The sequence below is a fragment of the Cytobacillus massiliigabonensis genome (assembly GCF_900199725.1).
GTDB lineage: Bacteria > Bacillota > Bacilli > Bacillales > Cytobacillaceae > Cytobacillus > Cytobacillus massiliigabonensis.
The window spans coordinates 1,042,510-1,056,627 of record NZ_LT904902.1 but is presented as its reverse complement, the minus strand read 5'-3'; the positions used below and the strand labels follow the sequence as shown (position 1 = coordinate 1,056,627).

Sequence of the window (14,118 nt, the reverse complement as noted above, 5' to 3'; positions counted from 1 at the left end):
ATGAGTGTAACAACTGTATTAACGAGGGAAAACTTGAAAAAGAAAAATACAATTGCCGATTTTCAAGAAAGTGATATAGATGCTTTAGTTGAATCTGCTAGCCAAGTGATTGCGCCACTTTGGCCAATTTCTACATTTGCGGCACGTAATCCGTGGATGGGACTCGAAAAGCAATCTTTTGACCAAGTTGCAGGCTGGTTAAAAGATACTCGTGATGTTGATTTATACCCTAGTGCTTCTATGATCCTTTCGGCAAATAGGAAAGGCGAGATTGATGAAGCTTATGTGGAAATGGGTCTGAAGCGGTGGATTGATACACAATCCTTTCAAATTCAACGGGACGTTGTGGAGCGATTTTGTCATGCTGCACTAAGATTAGATCCAATACCTTCTACCCTATTATCTTCATTTAAACTGAAGAAATTGGCAGATGGATTAAGTGGACTAAATAGGGACAAGACCGAGAATTTTTTCATGCAGCCTCTAAGTTCATATATAGAGAATCAAGATGGTGAAAGGGCAGTCAATGCGCTCGATCATCATGTCATCAAGTGGTGTAAATTATATCTTGATGACTCTCAGGCAGGCTGGACTATGCCAAATCGGGAGGAAGGCTTCTATCGTGCTTGGAGGCGTCTCATTCAATATGATCCGGCACTAAGCAAAAAGCAGCGTGATAGATTAAAAGGCTGGCCGCAAGAGGCACATATGGCTTTAAAAGAAGCGTTATTCGCACTAGCTATCCCTGAATCAGACATACAGACATATCTTGAAGGTCATTTACTTTCCTTGCCTGGATGGGCAGGAATGATGCTTTGGCGTTCCAGACATTCGAGCTATGAACATGCACTCCTAACAGAATATTTAGCCGTTCGAATTTCCATAGAGTGGGCTCTTATAAAGCCCTGCTTACCATTGACTAATCGACGTTCTGAAAAAAAGGTTCCTATTACGCAGCTTATAGCATCTTGGCTCCATTGGGGAGGCCTTACAATCGAGGAATGGTCACAGATGTCAGCGGCTAAACAAAACGAATATTTATCATTTGCCTATAGATTTGATGAGAAGCTTCGCAGGAAACTCTGGTTAGAAGCTTGGGAACAAACACACACAGATCGATTAAGTCAGAAGATACTCTCTAAACAGCATAAAACCAACAAAAAAAAATCTGTCTTAGCTCAATTAGCATTCTGCATTGATGTACGATCAGAACCCTTCCGCCGTCAGCTTGAAAAAGAAGGTCCGTTTGAAACGATAGGAATTGCCGGTTTCTTTGGCTTACCGATTGCAACGAGTGAACTCGGGAGTAATCATAGTCATTCTTCTTTGCCGGTTATGCTAAAACCTCAGCACACAATCAAAGAGGCTGCTGATAAAAATGAACTCAAATTATATCAGCAGCGCAAGCAAGCAGTTCATTCCTTAAGTTATACATTTAAAACGATGAAGCAGAATGTACTTTCGAGCTTACTTTTACCTGAGATAAGTGGACCTTGGATTAGTCTCCAAATGGTAGCACGCAGCTTTGTACCGAGAAGTACTGATCGTTTCATTCGTAACCTTCGTGAGACGTGGTTACGTAAACCAAATACAAAGCTTTTGCTAAATCATGTTCATCACATAGAAGAAGAGCTGCCTGTTGGATTTTCTAAAAAAGAAAAAGTAGATTATGCCCGCCAAGCTCTAAAAATGATGGGGCTAACAGAGAATTTCGCGCCATTAGTTGCCATATGCGGACATGGCAGTCATAGTACAAACAACCCTTACTCCGCTGCTATCGACTGTGGTGCTTGCGGCGGGGCAGCTGGTGGATTCAATGCCAGAGTTTTGGCTGCTTTATGTAATCTTCCTGAAGTTAGAGAAGGGCTTGCTTCTTGCGGGATTGATATCCCAGAAGACACCGTTTTCGCAGCAGCTGAGCATAAAACAACGGTGGACGAATTACACTGGATCTATGTTCCTGAACTTTCCGAAGCTGCAAAAGAAGCTTTTGATCGTATCGAGGCCATTATGCCTAAAGTGAGTCATCATGCAAATGCAGAGCGTCTAGCCCATTTGCCGAATTTCAAATCAAAACTTAAAAACCCGAAGGCTGAGGCACACCGATTTGCGGAAGATTGGAGTGAAATCCGTCCGGAATGGGGATTAGCCCGTAATGCTGCTTTTATTATCGGTCAACGTGAACTGACTCAGGATATTGACTTGGAAGGCAGAGCTTTCCTTCATAATTATGATTGGAATCAGGATGAAAGAGGGGATCTCCTAGCTAATATTATTGCAGGGCCAGGAACAGTGACCCAATGGATTAATTTACAATATTACGCATCAACGGTAGCACCTCATTTTTATGGCAGTGGAAATAAAGCAACGCAAACCGTTACAGCAGGACTCGGTGTGATGCAGGGGAATGCAAGTGACTTATTAGCCGGACTGCCTTGGCAATCTGTCATGCAATCAGATCAAGAGGCTTATCATTCTCCTCTTCGTTTACTTATTGTCATTCAAGCGCCTCGCATATATGTAGAACGGCTGTTAAATAATGATTTAGCCTTTCGAGAAAAGGTTCAAAATGGATGGGTTCGACTTGCGAGTATTGATCCAGAAGGACATTGGAAAAACTGGTAACCGCTAGTAATCATGATAAACATAGAGAAGGAGTGTACCTTATGAATGCAGATAAAAATCAAAAAGCATTATTTTTAATAGATATGGATAACGGGTTAGAGTCTAGTTTACAAGATGTAACGAATATTCAACCGGAAAATAGGCTGATTATACAATGCTATGGTCCTGTAATCTCAAATCCCTATGGTGATATAATGAGGTCTGTTATTATAGCGATTTATCAGGATAATGTGGAGGAGATCTTTGTTGTGGGAACAACTGATAAGGAAAAAGCCTCATTGAATGTACTTCCTCAACTTGATTCAATGAAAGACAAATTACAAACATTGGATTATCTTTTTCAAAATAACAGACCAGAATTTTCTGGCGATACGGTCAATGAATGGCTAAATGGAAAAGAAAATGATTATGACAATATCGAGAAATGTGTTAATATCATTCATCATCATCCATTCGTGCCGCCGCATATTAAAGTTCGTGGGTTAATAGTTAATAATAAGGATGGAAAACCCTCAGTTATTGAGGTTTCTACTTTTGAAACAGCGTCAAACCTTACCTGATCATCATTTGTCATTCATTTAAATGTAATATTTACGGCGGCACTCAACGTTATAAAGATGAATATCATTTTAGAAATTAAAAAGAATATGGAATAGAATATTTTTTTTGTTTTATAGGAGATGTATAGTATATGAAAATATCTAAAGGTTCTTATGAATCTGAGATAAGTAAGACAATCACTCAATGGGAAAAGGACTTTCTTGGACGTGGGTCTGTATCCGTTAAAACGGACATATTACGGGATATGATCATAGTGGTTTTACAAGGGATTTTAACACCAGCTGAATATACCGTTTGTGAAACGAAAGAAGGGCTGTTAACCATAAAAAAAACACGTTCGGAATTAGTTGAATCAGGTATAGAAGATCTTAAGAATATAGTATTAAATATAACGGGGGAAAAAGTTAAAAGCTTCCATACGGATATTAGCTCTCGTACAGGGGAACGATTGATGGTGTTTAAACTTTTTAATGATCTTGAGAAAAGTCTATTTTGTAAAGAATAATGAAAGGACACCTTGATTATTAGAATATGTCAGTAAAAGAATACGATAACATAATGTAAGCAATAACTATCCGAGCTAAATTTAGGGCTGAAACTTATTGATTATTTTAATGTTTATATTGAAGGAATTTTTTTGGACGGCGCTTTCCTGTGGCAAGGAACAGTGCTTTTTCCATTTTAGGGCTAGAGTGTTGAAAAACATTTTGTGAAGAAATCTCTTTTTTTAACCGAGTCTTATCGTAAAATAGATAGAGGAGGTAATAAAGTGAAGATAAGAAAACGTATATTTGGATATGTCATAGACTTTTTTATTTCAATAGCTATCTGTGTAATTTTTTCAATCCTAACATTTATTATTTTAGCAATAATAGCTTTACTATTTTTGCCTTTCGTTGCAAGTGACGGAGATACATGGAATCCAATATTATCTGTAATCATGAATGGCATGCTGCTGTTGGGAACTTTGGTGTTTATGGTTACATCACTAGGAGCCAATTTAAAATTAACCTTAACATGGGGCTACAAATTTAACGGTTTAATATTGGAGAATACTAGTAAAATTAGATTGTTTACGTGGTGGTTTATAAGAAATGGAATAGCAGGTTTATTTATCTTCTTATTTGCTTACCATTTTGCAAATGACAAGGGCTACAGGTATCTATTAGTAACTATTTTTATTTACATAATTTATTTATTGATAGATGGTGCCGTGTTCTTCCTAACAAAGGGAAAGAAAACTTTTACAGATATTTGGACGGGCATCGAAGTATCAGAAACAACAAAAGTTTAGGGAGAAGATTTTATTGAATATTTCTCAAATGAAAGAGGCATTATTTAAACAAGCTACAATCTTTCAAACAGGTGGAATCCGACCAACAGAGGAATTAGGTGAAAGTTGGATTGGCAAGGTTGTATGGGGAAAAGAAGGAGAAACTATGCCGTCCAATTTTGACCCCATTTGCACACTATTTTTAAATGAATTACCCTATGTACCCAAGGAATTAACGGGCTATCAATTATTAACAATTTATATGGATTTTGATGTTTTTAATAATCTAAATATGGATAATTTGGTTTCATTTTTTAAGATAAATGGTTATTCAAATCTAGATGAAATACAAAAGATCAATCAACAATCTTCAAAGATAAAACCTTTTCCATTAACTCCTTTATTGATTGATAATGACACACCTTCCTGGGAAGATTCTGATAGCTTTGATCCCGAAATTGAAAATGCAATATTACGACTTGAATCAGAGCATGGCATAGAGTATTACGAAGATATTGTAGAAAAAATATATTCTACTCATAAAGTTGGAGGATATCCTTCATTTACTCAAAGTGGAGTCTCTTTTGGGGAGGATTATCCATTTGTATTTCAGATAAGTTCTGATTCTAAGGCTCAATTCAATATAGTAGATAGTGGTAGTTTCTATTTTTTCTACAATCCAGAAAAACAGGATTGGATTGTGTACTGTGATTTTTATTAGTTTTTTATAGAAATTTCTCAACTAACGGACGCTTTTATGTAACAAGGATTAGCGCTTATATTTAATAGAATAACAATTTCAAGCAAAAATCATAAAACAAATTGATGTATAATTTTCACTTTAAGTACTAGCTGCCAAACGAGGCAGCTTTTTCTTGTTGATCGATAGGAGCACCAATACATATTAGAGGTAATTTATGGGGAGGGTATATATAGAATTTCAATTTTGGAGGTGACTTATGGAGAAAAGGGAAGCACAGATAAGGTTAACAGCGGGTGAGATTGCTCAGCTTTGGGCGCAATACTTAAATGATAGTGCAAGCAATTGTGTCCTCACTTTTTTCTTAGAAAAAGCGGAGGACAATGAAATTATCCCTATCATCGAATATGCACTAGAGCTTTCTAAATCTCACATTAAAATAATTACTTCTATATTTACAGAGGAAAAAAATGCAGTACCTCAAGGTTTTAGGCTTGAAGAGGATGTTGATGTAACTGCTCCTAGGTTATATTCTGATAGTTTTGTGCTAAATTTTATAAACCAGATGTCGAAGGTCGGACTTACCTTATATGGAGCAGCTCTAGCATCATCTGTAAGAAGTGATATAAAAACTTATTACATGAACTGCCTTACCGAAACGATGGAATTATATAAACGTTCAACAGAATTATTATTATCCAAAGGATTGTTTATTAGATCTCCGAGCCTGCCTAATCTAGTGAAGGTTAAATTTGTAAAAAAGCAATGGTTTATGTTAGATGTTTTTGGAGAAAAAAGACCGTTAGTTGCTATGGAAGTCGATAATTTGTTTGCGAATCTGCAAAGAAATGCCATCGGAGTAGCTGCACTTACTGGATTTAGCCAGGTTGCAACCGATAAGGAAGTAAAAGAATTCTTTTTAAGGGGTTTAGAGATTGGGAATAAACACATTAGATTATTTAGAGGGAAGTTAGAGGAAAGTAAACTGCCTGCACCGATGGGGTGGGATTCAGAAATAACAAACAGTACCACTCATACATTTTCGGATAAACTCATGATGTTCTTTACAAGTGGTTTGATTGCCATGAGTGTTGGATATTACGGTACATCTGTCAGTCAAAGCCCCAGAGGGGATATTGCTTCAATGTATAACAGGCTTTCTTTAGAGATACAATTGTATTCTGAGGATGGAGCAAATATCATGATAAAAAATAGCTGGATGGAACAGCCTCCAATGGCATCCGATCGTGATGAATTAATAAGGGAATAGAATCAATAATAATCCATATTCAAGTCCTTCTGTATTATATTCAGAAAGGGCTTATTTTTTATCATTAGGAATTAAGAAATGTATCATAAATTAATTATTTAGTAAACGGGAGCTTTTCTGACGAAAGGAGAGCGTCCTTCCTCATAAAAAGGGTCACTTAATGGAATGGAGCTTCTGAAAAAAAATGGCAGTTTATGTTAATATAAATGTAGGTTGAGAACTAATGTACCTCAGCAAATGTAAACAGGTATGTGGAAGGACTTTAAGAAATATGGCTCATATGAGGAAATGAATGCAGGGAAAGCAATTCATATATTAAGTGAAGATGGATGTTAAATGTTTTTGAGAAGATTCATGAAAGTATGGGTGTAGGAATGGATATAAAAACATTATGGGGTTTAAGGGTTCAGGAATTCTATAGAAAAATGTTCAGGTACTATTCCATCATTGGTGCGAATGTTGTTTATTTTTTTCTGATCATTGGCAGTATCTTTATTTATTATTTTCATTTATTTCTTCAATGGATACCTCCTCAAATATCTGTTGAATTCATCTTATCACTATTTGTAACCTTCCTTTTAATACAGACAAAAGTCCGTACATTTATTAAAAGGGCAGATATCATGTTTTTGCTGCCAGTAGAAGTGAAATTAAAGTCATATTTTGTTAAATCACTTGTATATAGTTTTGTGATTGATGTTATTAAATTGCTTAGTTTAATGACCATTTTAATATCCCTATTTTTACCCACATCTAATTTAAATCTTTTAATCTTCTTTTTAATAACAGTGATTGCTTCTTATAACATTCTAATGAAGTGGATTGAACAATGGCTAAAGACCCATGTGCAAATTGTTTTGCATAGGTTAATTAGGTTTTTTTCAATCTATTTAATGAGTTACTTTTTGTTTAAAAATGACTGGATTTTTGAGCTTGCTTTAATGAGTATAAATTTCGTTTATTTCATTTATTTTATAGGAAAAAAAAGAAATCTGAATTGGCAGTGGCTAATAGTTGAAGAAGAAAGTGCCTTATTAAGAAATTTTAAATTTATTAATATTTTCATGGATGTTCCTAATCTTAAACGTTCTTTTCGGAATAGACGTTTGCTCACTGTGATTCTGAAAAGGTGTATCCCATATAGTCAAAGCAGCACATTCGTATATTTATACTCACACTTATTTGTAAGATATAATGATTACTTTTACCTTTATTCAAGACTAACTTTCATTGGTATATTTGTTAATTATGCCATACCAGCAAGTGGCTGGATTTTTAATCTCCTCATTTTATTTATCACCGGATTTCAAGTCATTCCTTTACAACATGAAATGAAACAAATTGTATTTCTGTACCCTATTTCTACATCTCAAATAAATGATTCTTTCTTAAAGTTTGTCTTGGTTATATTGTATGTACAATTGTTTATTCTATATTTCGCTATGTTTATCCATCCTTCTGCTTTTAATATATATTATCTTGTCATTGGAAGTTTATTTGTTTATGTATTCGTACGTTTCTTTGTATCAAAGAGAGTGAATGTCTCAGGAAATGTCTTTATAGAATAGTGTGGATTTCAATAAGCCCTCAAGACTCCATATAGATTTTAACCATATTCATACAGCTAAGCTCAATTTAGTAACCCGATATATTATAATATCGGGCTACTTTAATTAAAACCAGCAAGTAGAATTATCCATTTCTTTTTTCAGGAGATTTAATCACTTCATTATTTTTAACGTTATATAGCCCTCTTGGTGTTAACCGAATATAAGGCAGATGGGTAGCTGAGAAGAATAACAAGGTGAAAGCTGGATCATTATATTTATAACCTCTTTCTTGTAACAACTCTATCATAAGCTTTTCTTCAATTATTAACTCGACCATATTTAATGATGACATGATCCCAGAAATAGATAAATGAATCTCATGTACAATTTGATTATCCTCTGCTAAAACAATGCCACCATTTATCTTCTTCATTCTTTCATAAGCAGTTATCATGTCTGATATGTTTTTTCCTAAAATTAATATATCTCCAGTACCTGAGTAGGAGCTAGCAAATCCTCCAATGCTAGTTGCAAACCCTTTAACTAGAGTATTTACTCTCCACATATACAATTCGATCATTATAAATCCAGATATTTGAAGGTATCCAATCATGTATATAATGATTTAAATAAGTAGCATTTTTTAAAATAATATGTGGCGTAACAACTCCATTTATTACCTCTACTTGCTGTCTAAGTTGTTTATTTGTCCATCTTGTTCTCATTTGTAGCCATGGAAAAAACTTATCGGACGATACACCAGTTCGTTGAACGAGATTCGTATAAATTTTACGAGTGGCTCATTCTACTTTTCACAAATTCAAGGATATAGAAATTGATAAATGTGAGAATAGGAATAAAAAACACTAAAACTAAAATCCCTAAACTCTCGTATAGTCCTCTTGTTTGCTTATGGAACATTTGAATATCTAACTTGTAGAGAATGATTGCTGCTGCTGATAAAATTAGTGAATTTATACAAAAGGAAACTAACATCCCCAACCATTTATTTTGCTTTATTTTTAATATCCAATTACTAGTTAGAGTTGAAGAAAGGAAGGAAAAAAATATGATCACGAAAAACGTACTGTTCAACAATTAGTGCTCCCTTCCGATATATTTTCATTCTATTAAATGTCTTTAATAAAATCAGCGAAAAATAAAAATCCTATCCTTTTTACTTGATAAGTGTCTAAAAGACCTTCCGTTGCTTTTTCGATTGGAGGTTCTATTAAAGTATATCCTCTGCTGTCTTTTTCCTTAAATTTATTATTCTGATACTCATAATCAATAATCTCGGATGTAAGAGCAGCCTTTGGATAACCCATAAAAAATACATGTGTTCTTATGGCCATTTTAGGCGTTGAATGTAGCGAAAAAAATAAAATTACTATTATCAAAGACATGAAGATTATCAATTTTACCCTATTCAAAAAATCACTCCTTTAATTTTAAAAAAATTCATAATTAAGAACGGTCTTATATTGATCTATTTATTTCATTCGATTGGCTAATAAAGAAACCCTTTTTTATGACTGACAGGAATTTTACTGCTTGCCGTCGAAATTTATTAAAAAAAATTTAGATGGCTGTCGATCTGGTCAAGTTTCATTCGTTATATATATAGGAACGGACTTACTCAGCAGTTTTACATCGGTTAAGTCACTTCACGAAAAAATTGGAGGTAAAAAATATGAGATTTATGATGATTGTCAAAGCTACTACAGATTCAGAGGCTGGGGTATTGCCTAGTCAGGAACAATTTGATGCCATGCAGAAGTATAATGAGGAATTGGTTAGGGCCGGGGTATTGCTAGCGGCTGATGGTCTGATGTCCAGCTCAAATGGAATCAGGATTTCTTACCCGGAACCTGGCGGGAAACCAAAAGTTATGGATGGTCCATTTACAGAGGCAAAAGAATTAATCGCAGGATATACATTGATAGAAGTTAAATCAAGAGAGGAAGCGATTGAATGGGCGCTTCGTATGCCTGACCCCCATGGATTTGGCCAGGGAGAGATTGAGTTAAGACAGGTGTTTGAAATTGAAGAATTAACGAATGATGAAGAATTGCTGGAGAAAGAAACAGCCCTGCGAAAACAAGTGAAGGAGCAGAATCAAGCGTGAGTTTGTCAGATACACATCGAACCATCGATGCAATATGGCGAATAGAGTCCGCAAAGCTTATTGCTGGGTTAACTCGGATGGTACGGGATGTTGGTCTTGCAGAGGATCTTGCCCATGATGCATTGGTGATTGCACTTGAACAATGGCCACAGAACGGGATTCCGAATAATCCAGGTGCTTGGCTTATGACGGCGGCGAAGCGACGAGCTATTGATCTTCTTCGCAGAAATAAGCTGCGTGATCAGAAGTATACAGAGGTTGCCCATAATACGGATTTATATACAGAGGATGACATAGATGCCTTAGACGGGGAGCTTGGTGACGATCTCCTTCGTCTGATCTTTATGACCTGCCATCCGGTGTTACCTCAGGAGGGGAGAGTAGCTCTTACGCTTCGTTTGTTATGCGGGCTAACAACTGACGAAATTGCACGATCCTTTTTAGCTGCTGAAGCAACGATAGCCCAGCGAATCGTTCGAGCCAAGAGAACGCTTAGAGACAAAAAAATTCCGTTTGAGGTGCCGGCAGGAGATGAACTAAAAGATCGCCTTTCCGCCGTACTTGAGGTGATTTACCTTATGTTCAATGAAGGATATTCGGCAACCTCTGGGGATCAATGGATCCGTCCTCTCATTTGTCAAGAAGCGCTAAGACTCGGACGTGTACTAGCCGAGATCGTACCATATGAATCAGAGGTTCATGGACTAGTCGCCCTAATGGAGATTCAATCTTCTCGCTTTAAGGCACGGATTAATTCTAGGGGAGAACCTGTCCTTCTCATGGATCAGAACCGAGCAGCGTGGGACCAATTGCTCATTCGCCGCGGATTAATGGCACTCGATCGCAGCCAGAAGCTTGGACGACCATTCGGGTCTTACTCCCTTCAGGCGGCGATTTCTGCTTGTCATGCAAAGGCACCTACCGCGGCTGAGACCAATTGGATTCGGATTGCAGCCCTTTATGAAGCACTGTCGAGAGTTATGCCATCGCCAATCGTCGAATTAAACCGGGCAGTCGCTGTATCTATGGCTTTTGGACCAGCCTTTGGACTTCAGATTGTTGATGAGCTAAGTGCCGATTTTTCCTTAAAAGGATACCATCTTCTGCCGAGTGTTCGCGGAGATCTTCTGGTGAAGCTTGGAAGGGCCGATGAAGCTCGTAAAGAATTTGAACACGCTGCATCTATGACCCGGAATGAGCGCGAACGAGAACTTTTACTAAAAAGAGCAGCTGAATGTGATTCTGGCACATTGAAATAATTTTCCCCCGAATTGTCGATTTTAGTGTTTCACAATCGTCGTATTAGTAAGGGAAGAGTTGTGGCAGCGAGTCATGCCTTCAAGTGATCTTCCTATAAGGAGGGAATAATCATGCAATTTATGTTCATTGTCAAGGCAACCGGGTACTCGGAAGCAGGAGTAAATTACAGCCAGGAACACAACGAAGCTATGATTGCGTACAAGAAGTCTTTGGCCGGCGCCGGTTACCTCATTTCTGCAGGGGAACTCGATCCAAGTTCAACCGGGATTAGGATCATGTACCCATCAGACAGTGAAAAGCCAGACATACTGGCCGGTCCGTTTCCAGCAGATCAAGAGCTTATTGCGGAATATACACTGATTGATGTCAACTCAGAAGATGAGGCGCTTAATTTGGCTCTGATGATGCCGGTTCCGATTGGCCGCGGCGAATGTAGAATCGAAGTTCGGAAGCTTAAAAAGGATATGAGTTTCTTGCGAGACTCCGGAACTCTGGTCATGGAAACCGATTTAAAGGATCAACTCAACATGTTAAAAAATTTTTAAAAAAATGTTTTCTCCTTTGTCGATTTCACCCATGTATATTCGTCGTATAGATAGAAAGGCAAATTAAACTGGAAAGGTTGTTGAAAAATGGGAGCACAATTAAACGCTTATCTACTGTCGGAGGATGCAAGAAGTCAGGCGAATTTTTACGTAGAGTCACTCGGTGGGGAAGTTCTATCAGTGAGAACATTCGGAGATGCACCTGGATCTCCGGAAGCAATGAAGGATAAAGTCATGCATCTGTCTTTGGTGGTAGCTGGAAGGAATATGTTAATGATCTCGGATTCCTTTGAACCGATATCCAGCAGCCGCAGCATCAGTTTAGCTTTAACCTATGACAATGAGTCTGAAGCTAGAGAGGCATATAGCAAGCTTGGTGAGGGTGGAGAAAACAAGTATCCATTTGCTTTGCAGCCATGGGGTGCATACTATGGAGAAGTTGTAGATAAATTCGGTGTTACGTGGATGATAACCAAACCGTAAAACATCCAAATTTTAAAAAATCAATACTTACAAAAGGAGAGTAATCAAAATGAATCCAGAAGTAACCGATTTTATTGAAGCATTAAAAGAACCATGGCAGGGAGAGCTATCTGCAAATTTACGTGAGGCCGTCCACCAGGCTATACCGGGTGTCCAAGAACGTATTCAGTATAAGAAGCCCCATTTTTTGAAAAATGGAAAATACGCTGCTGTTATTTCAACCTCGAAAAATGCGGTCAGCTTTACGATCTTTAATGCTGCCGAGCTTGAACTTCCTGAAGGAATGTTCGGTGGTCCGCCGGAAAGAAAAACACTGAAGCTGCATGAAGGGGATACGTTTGATTCCAAGCAGCTAGTGTCATTGGTCAGCCAGGCTTCAGATTCACTTTAATGGCTATTACACAGCATTGGTTTAATTGAGTTAATAAATCATTTAGTTTTTTGGTTTCAATGCAGAAATAGTCTTATCTAAAAAAGATAATGGAGATTATGAAGTCTTTGAATAACAAACTTCAGAAATCGTGGCGTTAATTGAACAAGGATTAACGCTTTTTTTGTTGAAGTAATAGAGGGAAAGCACAGTTTAGTTGAAGTAGTGCATTAAGAAACAATTTAATTGTGGAGATGAATCATGTTTAAATACAATGTATGTTTTTTAAAGAGCAATGACCGTATCTTAATGCTGAATCGTGAAAAGCCTCCAATTATGGGCGTGTGGAACGGGGTTGGCGGTAAAATTGAAGCTGACGAAAATGCTGACGCTGGTGCAAAACGTGAGGTTTTAGAGGAAACAGGAATCAAAGTAGACGAATATTACTCAAAAGGTGTAATTACATGGGAAAAAAGTGATGAAGAAAAAGATGGGTTATATGTGTATTTGTTCGAAGTAGAAAGGGCATTCGGAAACGAACCCTTACAAAAAACGAGAGAAGGGATTCTTGAGTGGAAAAAAATTGATTGGATATTGAATCCAAATAACTTAGGGATCGCTGAAATGGTCACTCAATATTTACCTGTTCTATTAGAAAAGAAGGGAAATTATTTATTTGAGTACAAAGATGGAATTGTAAAACTTATAGAGTAGGAAATTGAATATAAAATTAAAACCTTTAATAGAATTGTGAGTAAAGTGAAGAATTGTCTATGAGGTAGCGGCCAAATTTCTTCTACTGTTCTTTAATTGGCTTTTAAAATAGAGGAAGGAGCAATGAACTTGACTGAATACAAGATAAGGACAGAAACGGAACAGGATATTGATTTTTTATGGGAAATGCTTTACCAAGCCATTTTTATTGCAGAAGGTGAAGTACAGCCTTCAAGAGAGATTTTAAACCAGCCTGAGCTAGTAAAGTATGTTAGTAATTGGGGGAGAAAGGGGGATAAGGCCTTAATCGCGACAGACTCAAGCGAAACCCCAGTTGGTGCAATATGGATACGTTTATTTGATGAAACAAATAAAACATATGGATTTATTGATAAAAACACTCCAGTACTTACCATGGCTGTTTTACCAGAGTATAGAGGTCAAGGGCTAGGAACTCTCCTTTTCAATGAGATGATTAGAACAGCTAAGGATTCTGGTTTCACTGCATTATCATTAAGTGTTGATCCAAATAATCTCGCTCTTCGTCTGTATGAAAGTCAGGGATTTGTGAAAGTTGGTATAGATGGTACTTCGTGGGATATGATGAAAACATTAGATAATAAGTAAACGATTGAGTGA

At 36.9% G+C, this 14,118-nt stretch carries 14 protein-coding genes and 2 pseudogenes; 14 read left to right on the top strand and 2 right to left on the bottom strand.

Features of this window, described 5'->3' with window-relative positions:
• The 7 genes and pseudogenes from C1726_RS05700 to C1726_RS05670 all read left to right on the top strand — a co-directional run bounded on the left by C1726_RS05700 (position 1) and on the right by C1726_RS05670 (position 7,997).
• Positions 1-2,625, top strand: a complete 2,625-nt coding sequence (locus tag C1726_RS05700) for a DUF2309 domain-containing protein (protein WP_102272281.1) — start codon at positions 1-3, stop codon at positions 2,623-2,625.
• 41 nt (positions 2,626-2,666) lie between these two features.
• Positions 2,667-3,207: pseudogene (locus C1726_RS05695) on the top strand (carbonic anhydrase).
• Positions 3,208-3,316: 109 nt separating this feature from the next.
• Positions 3,317-3,691, top strand: coding sequence for a DUF2294 domain-containing protein (locus tag C1726_RS05690; protein WP_102272280.1), 375 nt, complete (start codon positions 3,317-3,319; stop codon positions 3,689-3,691).
• 264 nt (positions 3,692-3,955) lie between these two features.
• The gene (locus C1726_RS05685) at positions 3,956-4,480 is read left to right on the top strand and encodes an RDD family protein (RefSeq protein ID WP_102272279.1); all 525 of its coding nucleotides are present in this window, start codon (positions 3,956-3,958) and stop codon (positions 4,478-4,480) included.
• 13 nt (positions 4,481-4,493) lie between these two features.
• Positions 4,494-5,180 (top strand): DUF1963 domain-containing protein, encoded by a 687-nt coding sequence (locus C1726_RS05680; protein ID WP_102272278.1) that lies wholly within the window; start codon positions 4,494-4,496, stop codon positions 5,178-5,180.
• 238 nt (positions 5,181-5,418) lie between these two features.
• Positions 5,419-6,429, top strand: coding sequence for a DUF3231 family protein (locus C1726_RS05675; protein WP_102272277.1), 1,011 nt, complete (start codon positions 5,419-5,421; stop codon positions 6,427-6,429).
• A gap of 329 nt (positions 6,430-6,758) precedes the next feature.
• The gene (locus C1726_RS05670; RefSeq protein WP_102272276.1) at positions 6,759-7,997 is read left to right on the top strand and encodes an ABC transporter permease; all 1,239 of its coding nucleotides are present in this window, start codon (positions 6,759-6,761) and stop codon (positions 7,995-7,997) included.
• A 124-nt stretch (positions 7,998-8,121) separates the two neighbouring features.
• Here the strand turns inward: C1726_RS05670 and C1726_RS05665 are convergent.
• Positions 8,122-8,541 (bottom strand): annotated as a pseudogene (locus C1726_RS05665) (adenine deaminase C-terminal domain-containing protein); the annotation flags it as partial.
• A gap of 568 nt (positions 8,542-9,109) precedes the next feature.
• Positions 9,110-9,412, bottom strand: coding sequence for a hypothetical protein (locus tag C1726_RS05660; protein WP_102272274.1), 303 nt, complete (start codon positions 9,410-9,412; stop codon positions 9,110-9,112).
• A 260-nt stretch (positions 9,413-9,672) separates the two neighbouring features.
• On the opposite strand from C1726_RS05660, the gene C1726_RS05655 reads away from it, so the two are divergent.
• The 7 genes from C1726_RS05655 (at position 9,673) to C1726_RS05625 (ending at position 14,106) form a co-directional block, all read left to right on the top strand.
• Positions 9,673-10,107 carry a YciI family protein gene (locus C1726_RS05655; RefSeq protein ID WP_102272273.1) on the top strand — a complete coding sequence of 145 codons (435 nt, stop codon included), beginning with the start codon at positions 9,673-9,675 and terminating at the stop codon, positions 10,105-10,107.
• Entirely contained in the window at positions 10,104-11,366 is a 1,263-nt protein-coding gene (locus C1726_RS05650; protein WP_102272272.1) for an RNA polymerase sigma factor, read from the top strand. Before C1726_RS05655 ends, C1726_RS05650 begins: the two co-directional genes overlap by 4 nt.
• Before the next feature lie 111 nt (positions 11,367-11,477).
• Positions 11,478-11,912 carry a YciI family protein gene (locus tag C1726_RS05645; protein ID WP_102272271.1) on the top strand — a complete coding sequence of 145 codons (435 nt, stop codon included), beginning with the start codon at positions 11,478-11,480 and terminating at the stop codon, positions 11,910-11,912.
• Between the two features lie 87 nt (positions 11,913-11,999).
• Positions 12,000-12,395, top strand: coding sequence for a VOC family protein (locus tag C1726_RS05640; RefSeq protein WP_102272270.1), 396 nt, complete (start codon positions 12,000-12,002; stop codon positions 12,393-12,395).
• A gap of 49 nt (positions 12,396-12,444) precedes the next feature.
• The gene (locus tag C1726_RS05635; protein WP_102272269.1) at positions 12,445-12,786 is read left to right on the top strand and encodes a DUF1801 domain-containing protein; all 342 of its coding nucleotides are present in this window, start codon (positions 12,445-12,447) and stop codon (positions 12,784-12,786) included.
• 240 nt (positions 12,787-13,026) lie between these two features.
• Positions 13,027-13,479, top strand: a complete 453-nt coding sequence (locus tag C1726_RS05630; RefSeq protein ID WP_102272268.1) for an NUDIX hydrolase — start codon at positions 13,027-13,029, stop codon at positions 13,477-13,479.
• 129 nt (positions 13,480-13,608) lie between these two features.
• The gene (locus C1726_RS05625; RefSeq protein WP_180968109.1) at positions 13,609-14,106 is read left to right on the top strand and encodes a GNAT family N-acetyltransferase; all 498 of its coding nucleotides are present in this window, start codon (positions 13,609-13,611) and stop codon (positions 14,104-14,106) included.
• The last annotated feature ends 12 nt before the right edge of the window (positions 14,107-14,118 follow it).